This window comes from Streptomyces sp. Ag82_O1-12 (assembly GCF_900182715.1).
Taxonomy (GTDB): domain Bacteria; phylum Actinomycetota; class Actinomycetes; order Streptomycetales; family Streptomycetaceae; genus Streptomyces; species Streptomyces massasporeus.
On sequence record NZ_FXUW01000001.1, the window covers coordinates 4,541,501 to 4,566,191 of the forward strand.

Here is a 24,691-nt window from a genome sequence, read left to right on the forward strand (position 1 = left end):
TCTCCTCACTTTCGACTTGTTTTGTTCGAATGCCCCTCAGGGCCGTTCCCATGACAACCAATTCGGGGGAGTGTCCCGTCAGTTCTCGTGCACCAGCCCGGCGACGTGCGCGGTGACCATGTCGAGGACGCCCGTCCAGGCCATGTCGTCGCCGAGTACGAGGTGATTGAGCGTCAGGCCATCGGTCATGGCGGCCAGGTAGCGGGCCAGGACCGGGACGGGCACGCGCAGACGCAGCCCCATGGCCTGCCGCAGCTGGTCGATGAGCTCGGTGTAGGCCTCGGCGTACAACTCGTACTGACGGCGCGCCAGATGTTCGAAACCGGGCTGGCGCAGGGCGTACTGCGTGAGTTCGTAGGTGAGCATGTGCTCGTCGGGGTGGGCCCGGACGTGGTCCCAGTACGCCTGGAAACCCGCCCGGACCGTCTCCTCGAGGGTGGCCCTCGGCCGGATGGCCTCCTTCACCACCGTCACGTAGTGCCCGGTGATGGTGGTGATCACGGACTCGATCAGCTGCTGCTTGGAGTCGAAGCAGTAGTGGAAGACGCTCAGCGAGACACCCGCCTCGGCGGCGATGGACCGGGTCGTCGTCCTGGGGACGCCGTCCCGGGCCATCGCCCTGATCGCGGCTTCGGTGAGCTGTCGCCGCCGCTCGGCGGACGGCAACCGTGCCATGGAGCCCCTCTCCTGGGTGTCAGCCGCCGTGGACGCCGACCTCGTTGAGGGAGTAGCCCCAGCCGGTGCCGCGCTCCAGCCCGTGGACGCGGACGTACCGGGCCGGTGTGCCGGCGAACCGCGCGGTGTCCAGGCCGCCGTCACCGGCGGTCGTGGACCAGGCGGTCCGCCAGTTCACGCCGTCGGCGGACAGCTCGATCCGGTACGACTTCGCGTACGCGCGCTCCCAGTCGAGGGTGACCCGCCCGACGGTCCGCGCCGAGCCGAGGTCGACCTGGTACCACTGGTCGTCGCTCCAGTCGCTGGCCCAGCGGGTCCGGCGGTCGCCGTCGACCGCCCGGTGCGGCTGGTAGCTCGTGAACAGGCTCCACTCCGAGGAACTGGCCGAAGTGGCCGCCCCGGCCGCGAGGTTGACGCCGGACGTGTGGCTCTCGGTGGCCCCCCAGGTGCCGAGGTAGGACTCCGCGCCCCGGAACAGGTCGTCGACCGTGTCCTGGCCGCCGACCCGGCGGATGTCCTCGATCCAGTCCGGGACGAGGCCGTAGTGGGCGGCGCCGTCGGTGTTCAGGTCCCAGGTGCGCTCGCCGGTGGTCTGCCGGTCGATGACCGAACCGCCGTCGACGCTCTTGAACGGGTAGGTGACCTTGTTCGGCGCGTCCGCCCCGCGCGGCCCCGGCCAGCCGCCGACGCCGTTCATGTCGGTGCCGTAGCCGTAGCCCACGCCGTACTTGTCGCGCAGGGCCTCGGTGCGCTTCGCCTCCGCGACGAAGCCCTCGGAGCCGTGCATGTACTGCGCGACGAAGCCGCCGAGGCCGTAGACCCGCTCGGTCCAGTCCATGTCCATCCAGCTGTGCGAGGAGAGCACGCCGGGGTAGGACTCGGACTCGAAGATGTCGAGCACCCGGCCGGTGGCCTTGACGCTCATGTGGTCGATCTCCAGCATCATGCCGCGCTTCATCATGCCCCGGACGGCGTACTCGCCGAGATCGGTGAGCCCCCGCACGTTGCACTGCGCGTCGGCGCTGTACGACGGGACCTCCTCGCCCGCCGGAAGCTTCTTCTCGGCCTCGGGCGCCGCCGCGTTGCCGATGGGGTTGTCGTGCTGCGGGCCCTTGCACGTCTCGGTCTTCCAGTAGGTGCCGGTCGACAGGAACTGGCCGACGTTGATGGCCGTTCCGAGCGAACCCGAGTCGAAGCGCACCCCGCACAGGGCGTTGTCGAACTTGTGGCACAGGAACATGCTGCGCACGCCCAGCGCGTGCAGCTCGTCCAGGCCCTTGTCGATGTCCGCCCTGCTGCACTGCGCGATGTCCAGGACCTGCTTGCAGCCGAACGGCTCGGAGGTCTCGACCCCCATGACCACCGCCAGCTTGCCCTGCTCGATGACCTTCCGGGCCTGCGCGCTGTCGGTGACGACCCGGAACCAGCCCTTGCCGGGCCCGCCGTACATCGTGTCGACGTAGGCCTGCATGTCGTACGTCAGCTTGGCCTGGAGCCGGATGGACGTCATCTCGTCGCAGGAGCGGTCCTTGAAGAAGTACACCGAGCAGATCACGCCGTTGGTGACGAGGTCGTTGACCAGCACCCGCTGCCCGCCGCGCCAGGCCCGCTCGATCCAGGCGTAGTAGTTCTGCTGGTGGGTCAGCGAGTCGTGCCGCGGCCAGTCCTTGAAGGTGGGCCAGCCGTTCGGGTCGTGCTTGCCGTCACCGCCGTTGGTGATGTAGTCGAAGACCGCGAGCGAGCCGTCGGGGTAGTGCTCCGGGCAGTCCTTGAGCGCGTCGGCCACGCCCTGCTCGGAGAACGCCTTGCCGCAGATCAGCCGGCCGCCGAAGGCCTCGTTGGCGAAGATGTGGTCGTGCGCGTCGACGAACCCGCGCACCCGGCCCTTGGCGTCGGTGCCGGTGAAGGGCTCGCCCGTGACGTTGATCCGGGAGTCCGGCGCGGGCCGTGCGGTCGGGTCCCACCAGTCGTTCCCGGCCGCCGCACTCGGTGTGGGGCCGAGCGCGATCGACAGCACGAGCAGGAGCAGCGACACAACGGTGACGTTCTTGCGTCTGCGGTACGGGCGTCCGGAACTGGTCACAGCCCACGTCCCTCGGTCGGCGGGTCGCGGGGTCGCCTTGTCATGACCTCGCAAAGGGTGCGACGAGAATCGCCACTGCCGCTCGATGAGTCAAGAGTCCGGGACGGTTGACCTGATGGCGCGATCCGCCCCGGGGGGTCGCACGCGGACCGGGGCAACAACGAACCCCAGGTCGCCGACCCGGGGTTTCAGGGAGCGGGTGACGGGCCCCGCCTGCCGTCGCGCGATCAGCTCGGAGCGGGAGCGGAACCACCGGAGGCTCCGTGCGCGGCACGGTACTCGGCGTTGATGCGCTGGGCTTCCTCGAGCTGGTCCTCGAGGATGACGATGCGGCAGGCGGCCTCGATCGGGGTCCCCCGGTCGACGAGCTCGCGGGCGCGCGCGGCGATCCGCAGCTGGTAGCGGGAGTACCGGCGGTGTCCGCCCTCCGAGCGCAGCGGCGTGATCAGCCGGGCCTCACCGATGGCTCGCAGGAAGCCGGGAGTGGTGCCGAGCATCTCGGCGGCCCGGCCCATGGTGTAGGCCGGGTAGTCGTCGTCTTCCAGACGATCACTGAGCGGGGTATCTGCTGGCATGTCACCTCGTAGTACAACGCGTCGAGGGGCCCTGGTGCCGTACGGCACCAGGGCCCCGAAGGAAATTCAACACCATCTGTCGGCCCTTAGGCGGTGCCGACCTTCTGTTTCGCTACCCGGCCCGGCTGCGGGAGGGGTAGCGAGGATCGCGGCTGCGTGACCGGGGACCACCATCCAATCCGGGGTCTTGCGGTACCCGGACCGAGAGCTTCCCGGCCGGGCGATCCTGATGGCGTCTGCTCCTCCGTCCTTCCTCGGTTCTGTCTGTCCATGTCTACGAGAAGAAGGCTAACCACGACGGCGAGCAATGTCTACCCTGACAAAGACAGATTTTGGAGTCCGATGGGTGCAGTCATCCTGTGGCGTCCGATCGGGTGGGCGACATGGCAATGGGGCCCTGTCGACGCGCGTCGGCAGGGCCCCACTGGGTCCGTGATGGCGGTGACCCGCCCGTGTGTCACCCCTCCGGGAGATCCCGCACCCTTACTCGGTCCGTGTAGGTGGGGGTGTTCCGTTGAACGGTGAGACGGGCCAGGGTGACCAGGCCCGTGCTCTGGTCGTCCCCGTCGCACAGGACGAGGTGATCGACCTGCGCACCGGCCATGAGGGACAGCGCCACCTCGACCGTCATGTCGTCACGGATGCGAGGTGCGTGGGCCATGGAGTGGTACTGCGTCCGGGCCGGCGTCATGGGTGTCTCCTGCCGTCAGGGGAGGGCGAGTGGGCGCGGGGCTCTACGCGGCCGAGCCGGAACCGGTCCGCCGCTGCGCCCTGGGGCGTGCCGCTTCACCCGCGGGGCGGCCCTGCCCGGCGGGACGGCGGCCCCGGCGGCCCCGAGCCCCGGCGGACGCGCCGCGGGGGCGTTCCGCGCGCGGGGCGGGGATGACGACCGGGACCCCGGAAGGGGCCTGGGCACCTGTGATGCGGCTCAGCTCCGCCTCGCCGGAACGCACCTGGGCGATCTGCGGCGTGATGCCCGCCGACGACATCAGCCGGCTCATGCCGCGCCGCTGGGCCGGGGTCACCAGGGTGACCACGCTGCCGGACTCGCCGGCCCGGGCCGTACGGCCGCCGCGGTGCAGGTAGTCCTTGTGGTCGCTGGGCGGGTCCACGTTGACGACCAGGTCGAGGTTGTCGACGTGGATGCCGCGCGCCGCGACGTTCGTCGCCACCAGCACCGTGACGTCCCCGCTCTTGAACTGGGCGAGGGTCCGGGTCCGCTGGGGCTGGGACTTGCCGCCGTGCAGGGCCGCGGCGCGGACACCGCTGCTCAGCAGGTGCGAGGTCAGCCGGTCCACCGCGTGCTTGGTGTCGAGGAACATGATCACTCGGCCGTCGCGCGCCGCGATCTCGGTGGTCGTCCGGTGCTTGTCGGCGTCGTGCACATGGAGGACGTGGTGCTCCATCGTGGTGACCGCGCCCGCGGACGGGTCGACGGAGTGCACCACCGGGTCGTGCAGGTAGGTGCGGACCAGCCGGTCGACGTTGCGGTCCAGGGTGGCGGAGAACAGCATCCGCTGGCCGCCGGGGCGCACCTGGTCGAGCAGGGCGGTCACCTGCGGCATGAAGCCCATGTCGGCCATCTGGTCGGCCTCGTCGAGGACGGTGATGTCGACCTGGTCCAGGCGGCAGTCGCCCCGGTCGATGAGGTCCTTGAGCCGGCCGGGCGTGGCGACGACGACCTCGGCGCCGCCGCGCAGCGCGCTGGCCTGCCTGCCGAGGGACATCCCGCCGACGACGGTGGCGAGCCGCAGGCTCACGGAGCGGGCGTACGGGGTGAGCGCGTCGGTGACCTGCTGGGCCAGCTCACGGGTGGGCACCAGGACGAGGGCGAGCGGCTGCCGGGGCTCGGCGCGCCGCCCGGCCGTGCGGGCCAGTGCGGCGAGGCCGAAGGCCAGGGTCTTGCCGGAGCCGGTGCGGCCACGGCCCAGGACGTCCCGGCCGGCCAGGGAGTTCGGCAGGGTCGCCGCCTGGATCGGGAACGGCGCGGTCACGCCCTCGCGGCCGAGGGTGGCCAACAGCCGCTCGGGCAGGTCGAGATCGGCGAACGACTCGACGGCCGGCAGCGACGGAGTGATCGTCTTCGGCAGGGCGAACTCGCCCTGGGGAGCACGGCGATTCACGAAGCCGCCGGAGCGGCGCGGACGACCGGAGCGACGGTCGGCCCCGCCGCCCTGCTGGAAACGGTCATGGGTACGGGATGTGTAGGCACGCTTCATGCGGGACCTTCCTTGACGGGCGCGTAGCAAGGAAATCCCGCAGCAGAGGAGCAGCGCAGAGAATCTCGAGACGAGCCGAAGTCGATGCGGCCGGATCGGGCCGGCGGGGAAAAAACGGCGAGCTGGGGCCCGCACCCCTTCAGGTGCGGGCCCCAGCTGCGAAATATGCGCGAGCGCCGATGTCAGGCGGGCACGATGTTCTCGGCCGTCGGGCCCTTCTGGCCCTGCGCGATGTCGAACGACACCTTCTGGCCTTCGAGCAGCTCGCGGAAGCCCTGGGTGGCGATGTTCGAGTAGTGGGCGAAGACGTCAGCGCCGCCGCCGTCCTGCTCGATGAAGCCGAAGCCCTTTTCAGCGTTGAACCACTTCACGGTGCCAGTAGCCATTTTGTTTCTCCTTCGGAGGCGGTTTCGGGAATTCACCCTTTGTGAATTCCGTGTCGCCGTGATGATTACCCCGTAGGAAATGAACCTTCTGGCAACCACACCTGCAACTGAGATCGACAGTAGCACGGTGAGTTCGGCGCCGCGGCGATCGAATATTCCGCCCCGACGGCTGATCGAGGAATATTCGGCGGGCCCGGCTTCTATTTCTCATTTTGCGGGCACAGATATTGCCCTCCGCGGGCGCGGAGCTTCCTGCCGCGCCCTCGCCTGCCGGCCCTGTGACCTCCGCCGACGGGCGATGTGCCGGTGCCGCCGTGGTCGGCGCACGGCACGGCGGCACACGCGCCGGTGCGCCACGGCGGCGACGAAGGTCACATCCCCCTGACGGCCCAGTCTCGCGGCAACTACGTGGACATGTCACCGATCGGTGACGGAGGTGTGCGGGAACGAAGACGACGGGATCCCCGCGGCTCCCGGCCCCCTCCTAGTGATCAAGAAGCACCGGGGGCCGGACCGACCACGGCCTCACCCGACCGACGAATCAGGGGATTTCATGTCCGGCAACCGTCGCAAGGCCTTCCTCGTCTCCGCAGTCCTCGTGGGCGGCGCCCTGCTGATGACCGCATGCCAGGACACGGACAAGGCCGCGGACACCGGAGCCTCGCAGGGTTCCGCGTCCTCGTCCGCGTCCTCGCCCGGAGGCGCGGCCACCCCGTCCGGCTCCTCGGCCGCGGGCAGCGGCAAGGGCTCCGGCGCGGCGGGCAAGGGCTCCGGGGCGACCGGCGGGACCGAGGACGGGGCCGGCTCCGGCGCCGACACCGGCAACGGCAAGCGGGAGCCCGTCGGGCAGGGCTGCGGCGCCAACGACATCTCCTGGAACGCCAGGTCCGAGACCCAGGCCGGCGGCTACATCCTCATCTCCGCGAAGGCGAAGCCGGGGATCACCTGCGTCCTGCCCGCCGCGCTGCCGACCGTCGCCTTCGGATCCGACGGCACCGAGGCGGGCCCCGCGGAGCAGGCCGTTGGCGAGCAGATCACGCTGAGCGGGAACACCACCGCCTACGCCGGGGTCGACCCCAAGAGCACCAACAGCGACGGCGGCAAGGAGCTTGACAGCATCATCGTCGCCGTCGGCGACGACGACCCCGACCCGGTCTCCCTGAAGGTCGGCACCATCACGGTCGACAAGCCGGTCGTCACCAACTGGCACACCTCCGCGACGGACGCCGTCCCCTTCAGCTGAACGGACCCGCCGCTCCCCTCGGGGCTGCCACGGCACCTCGCCCTCGTCGTCGAAGAAGGCGCCGACCGCCCGAAATGCGGCGATGTACTGTACGCAATATGTCACTCGACCGTCCCGTCTCCCGCCGTCTCCTCAGTGACGAGGTCTTCGACCGCCTGCGCGACTCCATCGTGCGCGGGGAACTGGTCCCCGGCGAGAAGGTCAGGGACGGCGAGCTCGCCGGGCGCCTCGGTCTGAGTCGCACCCCCGTGCGCGAGGCGCTCGCCCGGCTCGCCGACATCGGCCTGGTCGAAGCGAAGCCCGGCGTCTACACCCGCATCACCACCCTCGACCGGCGCGACGTCGAGAACACCCTCGCCGTCCTGCGCTCCCTCGACCAGCTCGCCGTGGAAGCGGCCGTCCCGGTCATGACCGACGAGGACCTCGGGCGCATGCGCGAGGCCAACCGCGACTTCGAGCGGGCCGTCGGGGCCGGCGACACCGCCGCCGCGCTCGCGGCCGACGACCGCTTCCACGCCGTCCCCCTCACGGCCGCCGGCAACCCCGTGCTCAGCCGGATCGTCGAGCAGCTCCACCCGCAGATCCACCGCGTCCTCCACCGCGAGTTCTCCACCCTGCTCGGCGGACGCGACACCATCGAGCACCACGACCGGCTCGTCGAGGCCTGCGCCGGCGGCGACGCCCGCGCCGCCGCCGACCTCTCCGGACGCCACTGGCTGGAGCTCGGCGGGCACATCAACGAGCTGTTCGACACCAAGCGGTTCGCGGCAGCGGCGACCGGATGAGGCCCTCCGATAGCATGTTCGACCGCGCGGTGGTCCCGCCATCGCTGTCCCTCCCCCCAGCCATTCGGATGAATCGGCCAGAAGATTGATAGCCAGAAGATCGCGGGTGTTCTCGCGAATAGGCGGCATGACGTCGTGGGGTGCGTGGCGCCATGGGCGCGCGATGCTGTGGATCGCGGCGGGTGTGGTGGCGTGCGGGTTCCTCGTCGCGCTGGAGATCGCCTCCCGCCGCTACGGCGAGCCGGGGCCGATCACCAACCAGGTGAAGGCCCTAGTCTTCGCCCCCAAGCCGGGCCCGCTGTACGGCGGCCTGGTGCTGATGATGGTGGTGCTGACCTGGCGGCAGCGGTTCATCGCGGCCGGCGCCGCGATCGGTATCGACTCCGTCCTCCTGCTGGTGCGATGGGCGGCCGGTATCGAGGCGGCCGACGGCGAGTTCTTCGGCACCGGCGCGCTGTGGGTGATGCTGGGCTTCGCGGTCGTCGCCGTCACCCGCCGCACCGGTGGTGAACGCGTCCTGCTGCTGAAGGGCGTAGGGCTGGGCCTGTTGCTGGTGGCCGCCCGCAAGACCGGTGACACCTGGCTGCTCATCACGTCGAAGACCCGCCCGACGGTGCTCGACCAGTACGTGGCGATGGCCGATCACGCGCTGGGCAACCCGTCCTGGCTGGCGGGCCGGCTGGTCGAGGCCACCGACCCGGTCAGCTCCCACGTCCTTCAACTGGTCTACGGCCAGCTCGCGGTGGCCGCGGTGGTCGTCGCGGCGTACCAGCTGCGCCACGTGGTGGCCGAGCGCCGCTTCCCGCCCCATCACCTGGTGCGCACCTTCCTGGTGATAGGCCTCCTCGGCCCGGCCTTCTACATGCTCTTCCCGGTGGTCGGACCGGTCTTCGCCTACGGCCCGGGCGCCTCCGGCACCGGCGGTGTGGAGTGGGCGGCGGCCAACCTGTGGCCGCACACGCCGCTGCCGATCACCGCCCCCGCCCCGATGACGTACGACGGGATCACCCCCCGCAACTGCATGCCCAGCCTGCACACGGCCTGGGCCGTCGCGATCTTCGTCCACTCCCGCCGGGCGCCGCGGCTCCTGCGGTTCGCGGGCACCTTCTGGCTGGTCGCCACCCTCGCCGCGACACTGGGATTCGGCTACCACTACGGCGTCGACCTGGTCGCCGGCGTGGTGTTCGCCCTCACCATCGAGGGGGCACTGCGCTCGGCCGAACGCGGCTGGGACCGGCGCGGCGTCCAGCTGGTCGCCTACGGCACCGCGGTCTTCGTCGCGCTCCTGGTGTCGTACCGCTACCTGCCGATGGAGATGGCCCGTCACCCGGAACTCTTCGGGCCCCTGCTCATCCTGGCGATGACCTCGGTGATCTACGGCTACGTACGGACCACCAAGCGGTGGGAATCGGCGCTCGCTCCGGCCCGGCAACCGGAACCGCAGCCCGAACCGGTCTGAGCCCGGTCGGGGGGCACCAGGGACGTGCGACCGCACTCGCGGGGGCGTGCGGCGTTTCGTCCGTGAGGCCGCCTGGCCGGCGATCTACCCTCGGCCGGTGGCACGAACCGAGCAGCGCGCCGAGGGAGCGGGACCGTTCACCACCCGGCTCACCTGGGACCTCCCGGACGGCGGCACCGCCGTATGGGAGTCACGGCCCGCCCGTCGGCGCGGGACTCTCGCCGTCCGGGCGCCCGGCTCGGCCACCACGCGGCACACCAGCGCCGGTGACGTCGCGCTCCGCCGCCTGCGCAGGCTCAACACCATCGCCGCGACCGCCTTCGTCATCGGCGGAGCCCTCTTCGCGGTGGGCGCCGGTATCGCCCAGTTCGGCTCCGGCGACGCGACCACCTGCGCCTCCGTCTACTTCGCCGGCGGCCTGTTCTTCAACACCGGCGGCTACGTCTCACTGCTCCAGGTCGTCAACGCTCCCCGCCACCTGCCCGGCGGCGAAGGACGGCTTGTCACCCACGGCTGGCGCTGGTGGAGTTACGAGCCGGGGCGAGTGGACTGGCTGAGCGCGTTCGTCCTCTTCGCCGGCACTCTGGTGTTCGCCGTCGACCTGCTGGACTCCTTCCTCCAGGGGCTGACCGTCCAGCAGGTCAACCGGCTGATCTGGGCGCCGGACGTCATCGGGTGCGTGCTCTTCCTGGTCTCCGGGCACCTCGGGTTCGTCGAGATCTGCCACGGCCGGCTGTGCGTCCGCCAGCGCAGTCTCGGCTGGTGGATCGTCGCAGTGAACCAGCTCGGTTCCGTCCTCTTCATGCTCTCCGCGCTCGTCGCCTTCACCCGGCCCTCCACCGGCAGCCTGATCAACGCCGACATCGCCAACTGGGCGACGGTGATCGGCGCCTCGTGCTTCTCCGCCGCCGGCCTCCTGCAGCTCTACGAGCGCCCGTCCTAGCCGCCCGGACACCGGGCGTCGTCTCCGGCCGGGGGAACATCATCGGCCAGGCAGCGCAACACCAGCCCGCCGCCGGCGACGCCCCCCGGCCCCGGTGATTGTGTGACGCGCGAGCGCGACGGGCCGCGGCCCGACCGTACGGGGCCGTGCGAGTGCAGGAGGCAGTCGATCGTGAGTTCCACCGAGGGCGCACCCCAGGGCGTGATCCCCGCCCATCTGCTCCGGGGCCAGAAGGCGCTGGTGACCGGGGCCAACTCCGGCATCGGCAAGGCCACGGCCATCGGCCTCGGACGGGCCGGGGCGGACGTGGTCGTCAACTACGTGGCCGGCCGGGAGGAGGCCGAGAAGGTCGTCGAGGAGATCGCCTCGTTCGGGGTGCGGGCGGCGGCGTACGAGGCGGACGTGTCCGACGAGGGCCAGGTCGCGGCCATGACGCAGCGGATGGTCGAGGAGTTCGGGACGATCGACATCCTCGTCGCCAACGCCGGGCTGCAACGGGACGCCCCCCTCACCGAGATGACCCGCGCCCAGTGGCAGAAGGTGCTGGACGTCAACCTCACCGGGCAGTTCCTCTGCGCACGCGAGGCGACCAAGGAGTTCCTGCGCCGCGGGGTCGTCCCCGAGGTGTCCCGCGCCGCGGGCAAGATCATCTGCATGAGCTCGGTGCACCAGCTCATCCCGTGGGCGGGGCACGTCAACTACGCCTCTTCCAAGGGCGGTGTGCAGATGATGATGGAGACCCTGGCCCAGGAACTCGCCCCGAAGAAGATCCGGGTGAACGCGATCGCCCCCGGGGCCATCAAGACCCCCATCAACCGCAGTGCCTGGGAGACGCCGGACGCCGAGCGGGACCTCCTGCGGCTGATCCCCTACGACCGCGTCGGCGCTCCCGAGGACATCGCCCACGCGGCCGTCGGCCTCGCCTCCGACCTCATGGACTACGTCGTGGGCACCACCCTCTACGTCGACGGGGGCATGACCCTCTTCCCCGGATTCGCCACCGGCGGCTGACCCCCGCTCACCCGCGTCGCCGTCGAGTCCCTCACCGACGCAGACCTCCGCCGACGCGGTGCCGGGGACCACGGCTGACCCCGCGGCTACACGGCCGCGTTCGACAGGGACGGGACGGTCATGAGCGAAGAGCGGATCCTGCTGGGGATCGGCCTGGTCGTCGTGCTCGCGGTGGGCTCCCAGATCCTGGCGCACCAGCTGCGCGTCCCGTCCCTGATCGTGCTGCTGCCCGTCGGCTTCACCGCCGGGGCACTCACCGACGTCGTCCACCCCGACCGACTGGCACCCGACTTCACGGCTCTGGTGTCGCTCGCGGTGGCCGTCATCCTCTACGACGCCGGGCTGGGCCTCGATCTGCGGTATCTGAAGGGCGAGACGCGGAGAGTGGTCGCCCGGCTGATCGTGCTGGGGGTCCTTCTCACCTGGGGAGCCTGTCTGGGGCTGGTCACCGTGCTGTTCGACGTCCCGCTCACGGTGGCGGTGATGGTCGGCGTGATCCTCGTGGTGTCCGGGCCGACCGTCGTCGGTCCCCTGCTGGACCATGTCCGGCCCACCGACCGGGTGCGTAGGATCCTGATCTGGGAAGGGTCCCTGATCGATCCCCTCGGCGGCATCCTCGGCGCGGTCGTCTTCCACGTCATCGTCCGCTCCCAGGACAACAAGGGGTTCCGGTTCGGGACGTTCGCCGGGAGCATCGCGGTCGGCCTGGCCGGCGGCGCCGTCGGCGTCGCGCTGTTGTGGCTGGCCCTGCGCAGGCTTCGGCTCGGCGGGACGCTGGGGACGCTCGCGCAGCTGGCGGCCGTCGTCGCGGTGTCGGCGGGGTGCGACATGGTGTTCGACGACACCGGGCTCATCGCGGCGATCGCCATGGGGATGGCGCTGGTGAACATGCCCGGCTTCGACATGCCGGCCCGCCGGTCCTTCTTCGAGACCGTCGTCGCACTGGTCATCGGTCTTCTGTTCATCTCCATCTCGGCCACGGTCACGCCGAAGTCCGTGGTTCCCGTGCTCCTGCCCTCGCTGGCGCTCGTCGCCGTGCTCGTCCTGGTGGTGAGGCCACTGGTCGCCGTGGGCGCGGCGGCACGGACGCGGCTCGGCTCCGGGGAACGCGGATTCATCGGCTGGATGGCACCCCGGGGCATCGTCGCCGCCGCCACCGCCTCGACGTTCTCCGCCGCGCTCGTCGACAAGGGGCTGCACGGCGCCGAGAAGATCCTGCCGATCACGTTCCTGGTGATCGTCGGAACCGTTCTGGTGTACGCGCTGACGGCACGGCCGGTGGCCGCCAGGCTCGGCGTCGTCCGGCCGTCGCGGACCCGGCCCCTGCTGGTGGGCGGCGCGCCCTGGGCGATCGAGATGGCACGGTCGCTGCGCGCGGCCGGTCTGGCCGTGCTGATGTGGGCCGGACACACGCGGGAACGGGACCGCATCAGGACAGCGGGGATCGAACTGGCCCCGGGCGAGCTCCTGGCCACGGTGACCGACCCCGAAACCCGCCTGGAGGGAGTCACGGCCGTCCTCCTGCTCACGGACGACGACGACTTCAACGCGCTCGCCTCCGTCGTCGTGCAGGACAGGGTCGAGGGACCGGTCTACCGCGTCGGCCCCCCGCCCGGCAGCCAGGGCGTGGTCGCCCCGTACACCGGGGGCGGCGTGCTCTTCGGCGCCGGCCTCCTCCGGGACACCCTGGCGGACCGCCATGAGCGTGGCGCCCGCTTTCTGGTGCAGCCCGCCTCCGAGCAGCGGCCCCCCGGGCACGACACGTTGTTCGTCGTCCGGGCCGACGGCCGTCTCGAACCGGTCACCGAGACGCGGGAGGCCGCCTGGGCCGAGGGAGACACCCTCGTGCTCCTCGGACCCGCACCGCACGGTTCCGCGGGCACGAGCGCCTCGGGCTGACCGTCAGCGCCGGTTCAGAGCCGCGTCGAGGGTGATGGCCGCGTCGATGAGCGCCAGATGGGTGAACGCCTGCGGGAAATTACCGAGTTGGCGTCCCGTCAGGGCGATCTCCTCGGAGTACAGGCCGAGATGGTTGGTGTACCCGAGCATCTTCTCCAGGACGAGCCTGGCCTGGTCGGTCCGCCCGGCGCGGGCGAGCGCGTCGACGTACATGAAGGTGCACAGCGAGAAGGTCCCCTCGGAGCCGCGCAGCCCGTCGGGTGAGGCCTCCGGGTTGTACCGGTACACCAGGCTGTCGGTGACCAGTTCCTGCTCCATCGCGTCCAGCGTGGAGGCCCACATCGGGTCCTCGGGCGTGATGAAGCCGACCGTCGGCATCCGCAGCAGCGAGGAGTCGAGCACATCGCCGCCGTAGTGCTGGATGAAGGCCCCGCGCGACTCGTTCCACCCCTGTTCCATGACCTGCTCGTAGATGGTGTCCCGCACGCTGCTCCAGCGTGCGGCCGTGGCCGGGCGGCCGGTGGCCTCCGCGAGCCGTAGCGCGCGGTCGAAGGCGACCCACGACATCACGCGGCCGTAGGTGAAGTGCCGGCGGCCGCCGCGGGTCTCCCACAGGCCTTCGCCGGCCTGGTCCCAGTGCTCGGTCAGCCAGTCGAGGACGGCGAGCAGCTCGGTCCATTGCCGGTGTCCGGGATGGATCCCGTGCCGGTGGGCGAAGTAGATGCTGTCCAGCGCCTCACCGTAGATGTCCAGCTGGATCTGCGTGGCGGCGCCGTTGCCGATGCGTACCGGGGCCGACCCCTCGTAGCCCTCCCAGTGGTCCAGGGTCTCCTCCTTCAGGTCGGAGGAGCCGTCGACCGCGTACATGATGTTCAGCGGCCCGGAACCCCCTTCGCCACCGGCCCGCTCCTTGATCCGCTCGCCGAGCCACCCGATGAACGCCTGGGCCTCTTCGGTGAAGCCCATGCCCAGCAGGGCGTACACGGAGAAGGAGGCGTCCCGGATCCAGGTGAACCGGTAGTCCCAGTTGCGCTCGCCCCCCAGCTGTTCGGGCAGCCCCGCCGTGGGGGCCGCCACCACGGCGCCGGTGGGGGCGTAGGTCATGAGCTTCAGCGTGATGGCGGAGCGTTCCACCGACTCGCGCCAGCGCCCGGAGTACCGTGACTTGCTCAGCCAGGAGCGCCAGTACCGGATGGCGTCGTCGAAGATCTGCTGGAAATCGGCGAGCCGGATCTCCCGGGGCGGCCCGTCGGCGGCGGACTCCAGGACCAGTCCGCGCTGCTGCCCCGCCTGGAGGCTGAGCGTGAGGTGCAGGTCCTTGTCGACGGTCAGGGAGTTCAGCAGGCGCTCGTCGTCCGGTTCCCGGACCGGATGCACCGTCAGGTTCGTCCCCTCCGATACGAACACCGCCCCGTGCTCGGTGACGTGCAGTTCGTGCGGCTTGCGTCCGTAGTCGAAGCGCGGCGCGATGTCGATCTCGAAGCTCATGCTGCCGCGCACACAGCGGACCAGGCGGACCAGCCGGTGGCGCGGGGTGACCGTGGTGCCGGTCACCGGCATGAAGTCGACCACCTCCCCCGCACCCGCCTCGGTCATGAACCGGGTCACCAGGATCGCCGTGTCGGGCAGGTACAGCTGCTTGGTCGCGTACGTCGTATGAGCGGGCCTGACCGTGCAGTGTCCGCCGTCGTCCTTGTCCAGCAGCGCGCCGAACACACTCGGCGAGTCGAAGCGCGGACAGCAGAACCAGTCGACCGTCCCGTCGGTGGTCACCAGCGCCGCGGTCTGCAGATCACCGATCAGGCCGTGGTTCTCGATCAGTGGGTACTCGTCCATTCAGGCGCCCCTTCCGACGTGCGGCGTCACCCGGACAGCGGCCCCCCGACCAGCGTAAGCCGGGGTTCGGCCACCGTCCTCCCGGCTGCTCCCGTCACCCCGGCGGCCCCTCACCCGCGGTGGGTGCTCCGGCCCGCCACGGAGGTGGAGGCTGTCCGCGTTCCCGTGGTGGTCGGTCGCCACCATGGCCCTGTCCGTGCTCGTCAGAGACGACTGCGGACAGCCCCCGTGGCAGCGGAACCGCGGACCGCTGACCGTGTGATGAGCCCCCGTGCCACCAGCGGGCGGCCGTCTCGCGGTGGGTCAGGCCGCCGCCCCGGCCGGTTCCGGGCGTTCCGCGTCCCGCAGCGACGCCACCAGGGAGGTGCGGGCGCGGGCGACGCGGGACCGGACGGTGCCGATCGGGCAGTCGCTGAGGTGTGCCGCCTCCGCGTAGGGCAGTCCGACGAGTTGGGTGAGGACGAAGGCCTCACGCCGGTCCTCGGGCAGCTGGGCCAGCAGTTCGGCGAGCGCGACGCCGTCGTCGAAGCCGGGCAGACCGCGCGGTTGGACCCGTTCGGCGGCGTACTGCCAGTCGTCGGTGTCGGCGAGGCGGGGTCGGGCGGCGGCGTGGCGGAAGCTGTCGATCACCGCGCGGCGGGCGATGGACAGCAGCCAGGTGCGGGCCGAGGAGCGGCCCTCGAAACGGTGCAGGCTGCCGAGTGCGCGCAGGAACGTCTCCTGGGCGAGGTCGTCGGCGGCCTGGGGGTCCGCTCCCAGGTAGGTGACGTAGTGGCGGACGTCGCGATGCAGGGCGCGGACGAAGCGTTCGACGGCCTCGGGGTCACCGCCGCGGGCCGCGAGCGCCCACGCCGTTATCGACTCCTCGGCCGGCGTCGTGATGTCGGCGTGCACCGTCTTGTCGCGCGAGGCGGGCAGGACAGAAGTGATCACCTGGTGTCCTTCTCGGGAATCCGGCATCCGGGCCGACGCGGGGGCCGGTGGATCCGGTGAGGGTGTGGGGTGCGGCCCTACGCGCGCACGGTGGCGCATCACAGGCGGATGCGCGGCGCGGCGTTCGACCGGTGCCCGAGCCGCCCGGGCGCGGTGGCGCCGTGGGCGGTCGGGAAGCCGGCTGTCTCAGGCGACAGCGGTCCCCACGGGCGGACCCCGCGTGGTGATGGCGTGGGTGAGAAGGAGCCCGCGTGGTGCCCTGGCGGAATCACCGCGGCGGGCGCGGACGCGGGGGCGGTGCGGTGGTGCCGGAAGGCGGAGCAGCAACCGCAGGGGCGCGACGAGCCATCCGGCCAGCGCCCGCAGGACGCGGAAGGCGGCACGCTCGCCGTGCGCGAGCCACAGCCCGCAGAGCAGGGCGGCCAGCAGGTGCGCGGCGAGCATGCCGGTGGAGGACATACCGGTCATGCCGTGCCCTGCCGACGCCAAGGTGTCCATGCCGTGCCCCATGGAGGCCATGCCGTCCATGTCATGGCCCGAGTGGGGCATGGGCATGGGGTGCGTGCCGTGCTCCATGGCGTGCATGTGCGCCGGCATCGAGGGCGCCGGCGCCGGGCTCACGGCCGTCTGCGCGTAGGAGAACCACGCGTGCAGCGCCGTCTGGGCGGCGACCGTGAACGGAACGACGACGTGGAGCCCGCGCTCCCGGCCGGCCAGCAGCCACGCCGAACCGCCGACCGCCGCGGCTCCGGCGACCAGCGCCCACCAGGCCACCGCGGCCTCCGCCATCATGACGTGGCCCAGAGCGGCGAGCACCACACAGACGGCCGCGAACACCGCGGCCCGTCCTGCGCGTGAACACCACCCTGCTGTCATGGCGGTTCATCCTCGCATCCGTGGATCCGGCGTCAGGGGTGGGTACGGAAAGCCCCCTGGTGTCACGCTCAACGCGACCTCCGTGATACACGCCACACGCCACGGAGGGGAAGAGCCAGGCACTTCAGGGCGGTCCGGTCCGACTGCTGTTCCCGGGGGGAGGGGGTGATCAGGATTCACTGCCTGCCGCCGCATGTCTGTCCTGTCCGGAGTTCCGGGCGGTAGCTTGGTGGAGAGGGCCCCTGAAGAAGGGCGATTCGATGGCGTGGTTCGCGTGGCTGCTCGCCGCCGCAGCACTGGGCGTCGCGGAGTTCTTCACCCTGACCCTGGTCTTCGGGCTTCTGGCGGGTGCCGCCGTGGTCGCCGCCGTCGTCGCCGGTGTGGGCATCGGCGTGGTCGGCCAGTTCGTGGCCCTCGGAGTCGCGGCGGCCGCGGGTTTTGTCGTCGTCCGTCCTGTAGCGCTGCGGCAGATGACACAGCAACCCCTCACCCGCGACGGCAGCGACGCGCTGATCGGCAAGCGGGCCGAGGTCATGCAGGAGGTCACCGCGACCCGCGGTCTGATCAAGCTTTCCGGCGAGGAGTGGTCCGCCCGCACGCTCGACGAGAGCCACGTGATCCCGGTGGGAGCGCTGGTCGACGTCATGGAGATCGAAGGCGCCACGGCCGTCGTCTACCCCCGCGAGCTTCTTCCGTGAACGGCTGAACGCACAGCAACGGAGGCACTGTGGAACCAGTTGTCGTCCTCGCCCTGGTGGCGGCCATCGTCGTCGTCTTCCTCGTGGCCTCCAGCGTGCGGATCGTCCCGCAGGCGCGCCGCTACAACGTCGAGCGGTTCGGCCGCTACCGCCGGACGCTGCAACCCGGGCTGAACCTGCTCCTGCCGGTGGCGGACCGCATCAACACCAAACTCGACGTGCGCGAGCAGGTCTATTCGTCCGACCCCAGGCCGGTGATCACCGAGGACAACCTCGTGGTCAACATCGACACCGTTCTCTACTACCAGATCACCGACCCGCGGGCGGCTGCCTACGAGGTCGCCGACTACCTGCAGGCGATCGATCAGCTCACCGTGACCACGCTCCGGAACGTCATCGGCAGCATGGACCTGGAGGAGACGCTCACCTCGCGCGAGGAGATCAACTCCAGGCTGCGCGCGGTCCTCGACGACGCCACCGGCAAGTGGGGCATCCGGGTCAACCGCGTCGAGATCAAGGCCATCGATCCACCGCACACCATCAAGGAGGCGATGGAGAAGCAGATGCGGGCCGAGCGTGACAAGCGCGCGGCCATCCTGCACGCCGAGGGCGAGCGGCAGGCCAAGATCCTCACCGCGGAAGGTACGAAGCAGAAGGACATCCTGGAGGCGCAGGGCACGCAGCAGGCCATGATCTTGCGGGCGGACGGTGAGGCGAAGGCGGTGGAGCTCGTCTTCCAGGCCGTCCATCGCAACAACGCCGACGCGAAGATCCTGGCCTACAAGTACCTGGAGACGCTGCCGCACCTGGCGAACAGCGACAACAACACGTTCTGGGTGATCCCGGGGGAGCTGACCGAGGCGATCCGGACCGTCACCACCGCGTTCGGCGACCAGTCGACAGCGGGCCAGTCCCCACCCGCGCCACCCGAGGAAGCAGCCACGGCCGGCCCCGGCGACACGTCGTACGAAAGCCGGACTCCGGAGCTCGGTGCGGCCTCGACGGCCTCGCTCGCCGCCGCCGCGGCAGCCGACGAGGCGGGGAGGCAGGCCGCCGCGGCGGTGAGCGACGCCAAGGCCGAGGCCGAGGCCGCGAAGTCACCTCAGACGCCGCGGCGGGGGCCGACGCCCGGGGGGTCGTGAGGTCGGTTCGGCCGGTGCGGGGCACGAGACATCGGCGAGGCGGTGACGGGGGTGGCGGCAAGGCGTAACGGGGGTGGCGGACGCCGACCGGCCATACCGTTCGCTCCCCGGGGGCCATTCCGCTCGCCCACCGACCGGCCATACCGTTCGCGCCCCGGTCGGCCATGCCGCTCGCCCACGCTCACCCGCCGCAGGCACACCCGGCGGCCGCCGGGGCCTCCTCCTCGGTGGCCCGGCCGGTGCAGCAGCCGTCTCTGCCGACGTCGGGGTCGGCGCTCTTGCCCAGGGTGGTGGCGTCGGCCTTGACCACGTAGACCTCCCACGGCTCCTTTCCGGGGCCGTGGACCCACACCTTGTCCTGGAGGGCGTAGCAGCAGGAGGTGTCGTTCTCCTCGAAGGTGGCCAGGCCGGCGTCCTTGAGCCGGGTGGTGGCGGCGGTGACCAGGTCGGTGGATTCGACCTCGACGCCGAGGTGGTCGAGGCGGGTCTCCTCGCCGGGCCGGCCTTCGATGAGCACGAGCTTGAGCGGGGGTTCGGCGATGGCGAAGTTGGCGTATCCCTCGCGCCGCTTGGCCGGTTCGGTGCCGAAGAGCTTGGAGTAGAAGGTGATCGACGCTTCGAGGTCGCTGACGCGGAGGGCGAGCTGAGCACGCGACATGACGTGATTCCCATCTGCTTGCATTGACGTCTATCGATGCAAAGCTTGCACCTTGGATAGAGAGACGTCAACATAGAAGGATGTCGAATCAGGAGCTTGTGGTGATCGGTCAGGACGGCGAGTCCGCCAACTGCTGCCCAGGGCTGGCGGCAGCCCCTCTGGACGACGCCCAGGCGGCGGAGCCGGCGAAGCTCTTCAAGGCGCTGGGCGACCCGGTACGGCTGCGTCTGCTGTCGATGATCGCCTCGCGGTCGGGCGGTGAGGTCTGCGTGTGCGACCTGACCCCGGCGTTCGACCTGTCCCAGCCGACGATCTCGCACCACCTCAAACTGCTCCGCCAGGCAGGACTGATCGACTGCGAGCGTCGCGGTACGTGGGTGTACTACTGGTTGCTTCCCGGCACCCTGGACCGGCTGTCCGCGTTCCTGGCGACTGCTCGGACGGCTGAAGCCGAGGCCGAGTCTGAGGCGACCGCGTGAGTGCGTCCCTCGGGCGCCGGGCCCTTGCCGAGGCGGTGGGCTCGGCCGCCCTGGTCGCGGTGGTGGTCGGCTCCGGCATCCAAGCCACCGAGCTGACCCACGACGTCGGCGTCCAGCTGCTGGCCAACTCGCTGGCCACGGTGTTCGGCCTGGGCGTGCTCATCACCCTCTTCGGGCCCGTCTCCGGCGCGCACTTCAACCCGGTGGTCACGCTCGCGGCGTGGTTCACCGGCCGCCGCACCCCGGACGGACCGACACGTCGGGACCTGGCCGCCTACCTCCCGGCGCAGATTGCCGGTGCCGTCGGGGGTGCGGTCCTGGCCGATGCCATGTTCGCCAGGCCTCTGGTGCAGTGGTCCACCCATGACCGCTCCGCCGGCCACCTGTGGCTGGGCGAACTCGTCGCGACGGCCGGACTCGTCCTGCTGATCCTCGGCCTCACCCGCACCGGCCGGGCCCAAGCCGCTCCCGTCGCCGTGGCGTCCTACATCGGCGCGGCGTACTGGTTCACGTCCTCCACCGCGTTCGCCAACCCCGCGGTCACCATCGGCAGAGCCTTCACCGACACCTTCGCCGGGATCGCCCCCGTCTCTGCCGGCCCGTTCATCGCGGCCCAACTGGCGGGCGCCGCGCTGGGGCTGGGCCTGGCGTTCGTCCTCTTCGGACGCCCGGCACCCGCACCACCGGCCCCCGCCGGCACGCGGGCGGAATCCCAACTCGCCGCCCCTGCCCCTCCCGCACCTGCCTCCTCCGTCGGAAGTCGCATCCGCCATGAACACTCCTCCTGAACAGCCGTCCGTGCTCTTCGTCTGCGTGCACAACGCCGGGCGCTCGCAGATGGCCGCCGCCTTTCTCACGCACCTCGCAGGTGAACGCGTGCAGGTGCGCTCCGCCGGATCAGCGCCCGCCGCGACGGTCAACCCGGCCGTCGTGGAAGCCATGGCGGAGGTCGGCATCGACGTCTCGGCCGAGATTCCCAAGGTGCTGACCGTCGAAGCCGTGCGGGCCTCGGACGTGGTCATCACGATGGGCTGCGGCGACACCTGCCCCGTCTTTCCCGGCAAGCACTACCTCGACTGGGAACTCCGCGACCCGGCCGGGCAGGGCGTCGACGCGGTGCGCCCCATCCGCGACGAGATCGAAAAGCGCATCCGCGGCCTCGTCGCGGAGATCGCCCCGTCGGGCCGGGCGTGAGTCCTGAACCGTCTCTCTCGGCGGTCGGGGTGCCGTACCAGCGCGGGATGACTCGTATGTCGGGTCGACGACGTCATCGCGGCTGAGTCAAAGGCTGGTGTCGATCAGGATCTGCTGGGCCTGCTTGGGGTTGCCGGATCGGACCGCTTCGGTCATCGCGGTTCGGGCCACCTCGGGGGGCGTGTCCGGTGGGACCACCAGCAGGGAGAAGTGGTCCTGGTCCCCCCGGGTCACGAGCGCGGTTTCGTCGCCCACCGAGAAGACGTCGATGTGCACCACACGGTCGTCGACGGTCACCCGCGTCGGTATGTCGTCGTCCCAGGCCGCGGAGTCCAGGCCGATCCGTGTGATCGGCCCGAGGCGCTCGGTCAATGCGCTGATCAGGCCGGGCAGTTCGGAGGCGAGATTCCTTGAACGGGGCCACCACGCGCCGTCGAGGATGCTCTGGCGTTCGTGTGTGGTGGTGAGCCGCAGAAGCGCCGTTCCGGGACGCACGGATTCGTGTGCACCGTCCGCCAGCAAACCTGCCGGAGGCGGGGAATCGGGATCGGGCATCGTGCTCACCTGCCTGTTCGAGGCCTCCCCGCGTCCACGCTACTCCTGGCGGGTCAGGCGCGGTCGCCGAGCACGGCGGTCATGATCGGTTCGGCCGCCTCCTCGGTGGTGTCGGGCGGCACGACCAGCAGGTCCCAGCGGCCGTGGCCGGGGGCGAGCAGGACGACGGTGTCCGGGGCGTGCGCGGCGACCGACTTCCGCAGTCGTACGACCTGGTTGGCGACGAGCATCCGGCCAGGTGCCGCGGACCAGGCCGCTCCGTTCACCGTGACGCCGGCGATGTGTCCCCAGGCGCGCGGCAGTGCGGCGAGCAGCTGCGGAAGCTCCGCCAGGAGGTCGTACGAACGGGGCCACCACACCCCGTCGAGACGACGTGGCAGCGCGCTGTGGGGCGCGAGCCGCAGGCGGAGGAGAGGGCGGATGGGCGGTGGAGGTGCGGGTGATGCGGGTGGCGCTGTGGTGATCATGGCGTTTCCTTCGACGGGTTGTGGAGCTCGGCCGCCAGGAGCTCGCTCGCGGTGAGGTGGAGCGCGGGGTCGGCAGCCGCGGCCATGAGCCGTGCGGCCGTGGCGGTCTCGGTCCGGGGTGGGACGACGAGCAGGTCCCAGCGTCCGACGCCGTACGAGAAGAGCCGAATCATGTGCGGGTCGACACCGGAGGCGAACCACGCGGCCTTCACCGTGTGCCCGGGAACGGGCAGGTCGCAGGGCGCCGCCGGCCAGGTGTCGCGGTGGGACGCCATGCGCGACACGCGTCCTCGCGTCGCGTCGAACGCCTCGGTGAGCGCGGGCAGTTCGGCCATCAGGTCATCGGTGTGGGGCCACCAGGCGCCGCAGAGGGGGCCGGGCGGGAAGGTCGGCGGGCGCAGGGCGAGCCGGGCAGGGCGCGGTGGCGTGCGTACCGGGCGGCCGGCGGCGCGGTCGCCGGTCCTCGGCGGTGGGCCCGTGCCGGTGTGCGGGTTCATGGTCGCGGTTCCTGTTCTCGGGCGGCCGTCCTACGACTGCCGGTGCTGCTTGGGCCGACGTCAGCCAGGCTCGTCGGTGTGGGCGCGTCGTGCCTGGGTGTGGCTGGTGGCCGGCCAGGGCGACTGGGTGAAGGTCGCTTCGCCGACCTGCCCGGTGTCGACGGTGAGATGGAGCAGGGTGCCCTGCCCGTCGGGGCCAGCGGGGTAGCTGCGGGGCTCGTCGCAGCGGAGGTTCCGGCGCAGCAGCTGCGCCACTCGTTGGGCGATGTCGGGGCTGGCGGCGATGATGCGGACCTCCGCGAGGTCGCCCCTGGGGAGATCACCCTCGGCGGTCTCGTACGCCGGCGGATCTTCGCTTGTGCCGTGACCGGTGCCGGTGCCGGTGCCGGTGCTGGGGCCCTGGCTGCGGCTACGGCTGCGGCTGAGTGGCGCGGCCATGGACGTGACCTCTGTTCTGTCGGCCATTTCGGCCTCAACGCGCCGCGGCGTTCCGCGTGTTGTGCGTCGTCCGTTGCCGGTGGCGGCGCGGCCGGAAGCGCCCCCGCCCGCCGTCGCGATGGTCACGACGGTCGAGCGCGGCGGACGGGGTGGAGTGCGAGGGGGGCGGCGGGGTGGTTCCGGCGGCTCGGTCGGCGGCGGCTGAGGGGCCGGCCAGCAAGCGGTTGTAGGAACGCAAGGCGATCCCTTCGCTGTGTGCGGGGTTGAGCCGGTGGATCACGTACGCTCCGGCGGCGATGAGCACGAGAAGCGCGGCGATGCTGAGGTCGATGTCCATGGCGGTCACGACCTGACGGTCGGTCGGACGCGAGAAGAGCCGGGGAGAAGCGGGCTCGCCGTCCCTGGGGCGCGTGATGGTGCATGGGGGCCGGTGGTGCCGTTCGTGCTCATGGTGCCGTTCGTGCTCGTGGCGCCGGTGGTGAAGAGCTGCAGTACGGCCCTGCGCGGGTCGGGCACCGGCCACGCGTCGGCGGCGGGGAGGGAATCGAAGGCCGGGGCCATCGTGCTGACCTGTCTCCGGAAGCTCCTGCGCTGCGTGAGGCTTCCGGCGAAGTGTCTCGCCGAGGACGAGACCAGCGCGGAAGCCGGTGTGCGACGTGCCCTCGGTACCTCCACCGTACTCCCGTGCGCCCCCGACTGCCGGGAAGCGGACGGAACCGCCGTACCCGCCTCGGCGTTCTCGTCCACCGTCGGTCCGGAAGGGCGCGGCCGCGGGAGTACGGCCGTCCACCGTCGGTCCGGAAGGCGGCGCGGCCGCGGGAGTACGGTTGAGGTCACCGAGGGCGTCGCGCGCCGACTCCGACACCGGTGCCGCTCTCGGTGACCGACGACGCCGGGCCGGGTCCGTCCGTGCCCGAAGCGGGGCTTGCCTCATGACCGTGAACGTGCCGGCTGCGCCGACGACCACAGAACTCCTCGCGCGTCCCGTCGGTGCGCACCCGCCCGCGACGCGGAAGCCCGGCGGCCCGAGGCCGGAACGGGGCTCCTCGCCCCGGGAAGGGCAACGCGTCCGTGCGCTGACCCGGCGTCAGATCGAGGACCACTTGCAGGAACTGGGCGATCTGTACGCGGAGACGTCCGGCGGCGGCCCCTGGGCGTGGAACCAAGCCCGCAGCGCCTTCCTGCGGCGGCTTGCGGCCGACGCACGGCGACCGGGATTCGAGCTGCTGATCGCGGAGACCACCGCGCTGACCGGTTGCGCCTACGGTTTCCCCGTAGGCGGCGACGGCCCCTGGTGGGAGGGCTTCGACGGATACCTTCCGGGGCGGCTGCTCCGGCTTGCCGCCTCCGGACGCCTCTTCGTGATCTCCGGGATCCACGTTCCCTCCCGGGTCCGCAGGCAGAACCAGGACCGCGCCTGGAACCTCGCCCGGCGCCTGCAGAAACGGCTGCTCACCGACCACGGTGCCGCCGTCGCCGTCACGTTGGTGAAGCGCTCCGACCACAGGACCGTCGAGGCCCTGCGGTCCTGGGGATGGCGGTACATCGAAGGCGACACACCGCGCACGGCCCCGTTCGGCCCGTTCCGCGTCCTGGTCCTCGACACCTGAGCCCCCGGCCCCGCCGCGCCGCGGTCACCG

The 24,691-nt window shown here is 71.1% G+C and carries 27 protein-coding genes; 12 read left to right on the plus strand and 15 right to left on the minus strand.

The features are described 5' to 3' along the window. Positions 1 to 78: 78 nt before the first annotated feature. From QOL88_RS20860 to QOL88_RS20885, 6 genes are all read right to left on the minus strand, one after another. Positions 79 to 675 carry a TetR/AcrR family transcriptional regulator gene (locus tag QOL88_RS20860; protein ID WP_097218219.1) on the minus strand — a complete coding sequence of 199 codons (597 nt, stop codon included), beginning with the start codon at positions 673 to 675 and terminating at the stop codon, positions 79 to 81. A gap of 19 nt (positions 676 to 694) precedes the next feature. Then, complete coding sequence (locus QOL88_RS20865) at positions 695 to 2,758, minus strand: galactose-binding domain-containing protein (RefSeq protein ID WP_097218221.1); 2,064 nt, start codon at positions 2,756 to 2,758, stop codon at positions 695 to 697. Positions 2,759 to 2,985: 227 nt separating this feature from the next. Continuing rightward, positions 2,986 to 3,333: a helix-turn-helix domain-containing protein gene (locus tag QOL88_RS20870; RefSeq protein ID WP_097218223.1), complete on the minus strand. Its 348-nt coding sequence runs from the start codon at positions 3,331 to 3,333 to the stop codon at positions 2,986 to 2,988. A 457-nt stretch (positions 3,334 to 3,790) separates the two neighbouring features. Continuing rightward, a complete protein-coding gene (locus tag QOL88_RS20875; protein ID WP_097218225.1) occupies positions 3,791 to 4,024 on the minus strand; it encodes a CBS domain-containing protein in 234 nt (77 codons plus the stop codon). A gap of 43 nt (positions 4,025 to 4,067) precedes the next feature. Further along, complete coding sequence (locus QOL88_RS20880) at positions 4,068 to 5,552, minus strand: DEAD/DEAH box helicase (protein WP_097218228.1); 1,485 nt, start codon at positions 5,550 to 5,552, stop codon at positions 4,068 to 4,070. A 182-nt stretch (positions 5,553 to 5,734) separates the two neighbouring features. Beyond that, on the minus strand, positions 5,735 to 5,938 hold the full coding sequence (locus QOL88_RS20885; RefSeq protein WP_028799214.1) for a cold-shock protein: 204 nt from the start codon (positions 5,936 to 5,938) through the stop codon (positions 5,735 to 5,737). A 553-nt stretch (positions 5,939 to 6,491) separates the two neighbouring features. Here QOL88_RS20885 and QOL88_RS20890 point away from each other — a divergent pair. The 6 genes from QOL88_RS20890 (at position 6,492) to QOL88_RS20915 (ending at position 13,278) form a co-directional block, all read left to right on the plus strand. Continuing rightward, the gene (locus QOL88_RS20890) at positions 6,492 to 7,181 is read left to right on the plus strand and encodes a DUF4232 domain-containing protein (protein ID WP_097218230.1); all 690 of its coding nucleotides are present in this window, start codon (positions 6,492 to 6,494) and stop codon (positions 7,179 to 7,181) included. A 98-nt stretch (positions 7,182 to 7,279) separates the two neighbouring features. Beyond that, entirely contained in the window at positions 7,280 to 7,966 is a 687-nt protein-coding gene (locus tag QOL88_RS20895; RefSeq protein ID WP_097218232.1) for a GntR family transcriptional regulator, read from the plus strand. Between the two features lie 127 nt (positions 7,967 to 8,093). After that, complete coding sequence (locus QOL88_RS20900; protein WP_179878918.1) at positions 8,094 to 9,425, plus strand: phosphatase PAP2 family protein; 1,332 nt, start codon at positions 8,094 to 8,096, stop codon at positions 9,423 to 9,425. Between the two features lie 97 nt (positions 9,426 to 9,522). Further along, positions 9,523 to 10,368 (plus strand): hypothetical protein, encoded by an 846-nt coding sequence (locus QOL88_RS20905; protein ID WP_097223104.1) that lies wholly within the window; start codon positions 9,523 to 9,525, stop codon positions 10,366 to 10,368. A 171-nt stretch (positions 10,369 to 10,539) separates the two neighbouring features. Continuing rightward, on the plus strand, positions 10,540 to 11,379 hold the full coding sequence (locus QOL88_RS20910) for an SDR family oxidoreductase (protein WP_257027841.1): 840 nt from the start codon (positions 10,540 to 10,542) through the stop codon (positions 11,377 to 11,379). A 120-nt stretch (positions 11,380 to 11,499) separates the two neighbouring features. Beyond that, positions 11,500 to 13,278 (plus strand): cation:proton antiporter, encoded by a 1,779-nt coding sequence (locus tag QOL88_RS20915; protein WP_097218237.1) that lies wholly within the window; start codon positions 11,500 to 11,502, stop codon positions 13,276 to 13,278. 3 nt (positions 13,279 to 13,281) lie between these two features. Here QOL88_RS20915 and QOL88_RS20920 read toward each other — a convergent pair whose 3' ends face one another. The 3 genes from QOL88_RS20920 to QOL88_RS20930 form a co-directional block, all read right to left on the minus strand. Beyond that, the gene (locus tag QOL88_RS20920; RefSeq protein WP_097218239.1) at positions 13,282 to 15,114 is read right to left on the minus strand and encodes a glycoside hydrolase family 15 protein; all 1,833 of its coding nucleotides are present in this window, start codon (positions 15,112 to 15,114) and stop codon (positions 13,282 to 13,284) included. A 303-nt stretch (positions 15,115 to 15,417) separates the two neighbouring features. Further along, the gene (locus QOL88_RS20925) at positions 15,418 to 16,047 is read right to left on the minus strand and encodes a sigma-70 family RNA polymerase sigma factor (protein ID WP_257027842.1); all 630 of its coding nucleotides are present in this window, start codon (positions 16,045 to 16,047) and stop codon (positions 15,418 to 15,420) included. Positions 16,048 to 16,233: 186 nt separating this feature from the next. Continuing rightward, positions 16,234 to 16,923: a hypothetical protein gene (locus tag QOL88_RS20930; RefSeq protein WP_097218246.1), complete on the minus strand. Its 690-nt coding sequence runs from the start codon at positions 16,921 to 16,923 to the stop codon at positions 16,234 to 16,236. Between the two features lie 260 nt (positions 16,924 to 17,183). On the opposite strand from QOL88_RS20930, the gene QOL88_RS20935 reads away from it, so the two are divergent. Together QOL88_RS20935 and QOL88_RS20940 are read left to right on the plus strand one after the other, a co-directional pair. After that, positions 17,184 to 17,621 carry an NfeD family protein gene (locus QOL88_RS20935; protein ID WP_097218248.1) on the plus strand — a complete coding sequence of 146 codons (438 nt, stop codon included), beginning with the start codon at positions 17,184 to 17,186 and terminating at the stop codon, positions 17,619 to 17,621. Between the two features lie 29 nt (positions 17,622 to 17,650). Further along, positions 17,651 to 18,763: an SPFH domain-containing protein gene (locus tag QOL88_RS20940; protein WP_097218250.1), complete on the plus strand. Its 1,113-nt coding sequence runs from the start codon at positions 17,651 to 17,653 to the stop codon at positions 18,761 to 18,763. A 181-nt stretch (positions 18,764 to 18,944) separates the two neighbouring features. Here the strand turns inward: QOL88_RS20940 and QOL88_RS20945 are convergent, their stop codons facing one another. Next, a complete protein-coding gene (locus tag QOL88_RS20945) occupies positions 18,945 to 19,421 on the minus strand; it encodes an ArsI/CadI family heavy metal resistance metalloenzyme (RefSeq protein ID WP_097218252.1) in 477 nt (158 codons plus the stop codon). A gap of 80 nt (positions 19,422 to 19,501) precedes the next feature. Between QOL88_RS20945 and QOL88_RS20950 the strand changes: the two genes are divergently transcribed. From QOL88_RS20950 to QOL88_RS20960, 3 genes are read left to right on the plus strand one after another with little or no spacing between them, the layout of a single operon-like run. Beyond that, the gene (locus QOL88_RS20950; RefSeq protein WP_097218254.1) at positions 19,502 to 19,900 is read left to right on the plus strand and encodes an ArsR/SmtB family transcription factor; all 399 of its coding nucleotides are present in this window, start codon (positions 19,502 to 19,504) and stop codon (positions 19,898 to 19,900) included. Next, the gene (locus tag QOL88_RS20955; protein ID WP_097218256.1) at positions 19,897 to 20,688 is read left to right on the plus strand and encodes an aquaporin; all 792 of its coding nucleotides are present in this window, start codon (positions 19,897 to 19,899) and stop codon (positions 20,686 to 20,688) included. The genes QOL88_RS20950 and QOL88_RS20955 overlap by 4 nt, the downstream gene beginning before the upstream one ends. Then, positions 20,672 to 21,094, plus strand: coding sequence for an arsenate reductase ArsC (locus tag QOL88_RS20960; RefSeq protein WP_097218259.1), 423 nt, complete (start codon positions 20,672 to 20,674; stop codon positions 21,092 to 21,094). The genes QOL88_RS20955 and QOL88_RS20960 overlap by 17 nt, the downstream gene beginning before the upstream one ends. A gap of 87 nt (positions 21,095 to 21,181) precedes the next feature. Here QOL88_RS20960 and QOL88_RS20965 read toward each other — a convergent pair whose 3' ends face one another. Genes QOL88_RS20965 through QOL88_RS20985 form a run of 5 tightly spaced genes read right to left on the minus strand, consistent with a single transcriptional unit; the run spans position 21,182 to position 23,388 of the window. After that, positions 21,182 to 21,649: a DUF5994 family protein gene (locus tag QOL88_RS20965; protein WP_097223106.1), complete on the minus strand. Its 468-nt coding sequence runs from the start codon at positions 21,647 to 21,649 to the stop codon at positions 21,182 to 21,184. Between the two features lie 53 nt (positions 21,650 to 21,702). After that, positions 21,703 to 22,116, minus strand: coding sequence for a DUF5994 family protein (locus tag QOL88_RS20970; protein WP_097218262.1), 414 nt, complete (start codon positions 22,114 to 22,116; stop codon positions 21,703 to 21,705). Beyond that, on the minus strand, positions 22,113 to 22,613 hold the full coding sequence (locus QOL88_RS20975) for a DUF5994 family protein (RefSeq protein ID WP_097218264.1): 501 nt from the start codon (positions 22,611 to 22,613) through the stop codon (positions 22,113 to 22,115). Before QOL88_RS20975 ends, QOL88_RS20970 begins: the two co-directional genes overlap by 4 nt. 60 nt (positions 22,614 to 22,673) lie before the next feature. Continuing rightward, the gene (locus tag QOL88_RS38615) at positions 22,674 to 23,078 is read right to left on the minus strand and encodes a hypothetical protein (protein WP_306456181.1); all 405 of its coding nucleotides are present in this window, start codon (positions 23,076 to 23,078) and stop codon (positions 22,674 to 22,676) included. A 7-nt stretch (positions 23,079 to 23,085) separates the two neighbouring features. After that, positions 23,086 to 23,388: a hypothetical protein gene (locus QOL88_RS20985; RefSeq protein WP_097218267.1), complete on the minus strand. Its 303-nt coding sequence runs from the start codon at positions 23,386 to 23,388 to the stop codon at positions 23,086 to 23,088. Positions 23,389 to 23,983: 595 nt separating this feature from the next. Here QOL88_RS20985 and QOL88_RS20990 point away from each other — a divergent pair. Next, positions 23,984 to 24,661 carry a hypothetical protein gene (locus tag QOL88_RS20990; RefSeq protein ID WP_097218269.1) on the plus strand — a complete coding sequence of 226 codons (678 nt, stop codon included), beginning with the start codon at positions 23,984 to 23,986 and terminating at the stop codon, positions 24,659 to 24,661. Positions 24,662 to 24,691 lie beyond the last annotated feature (30 nt).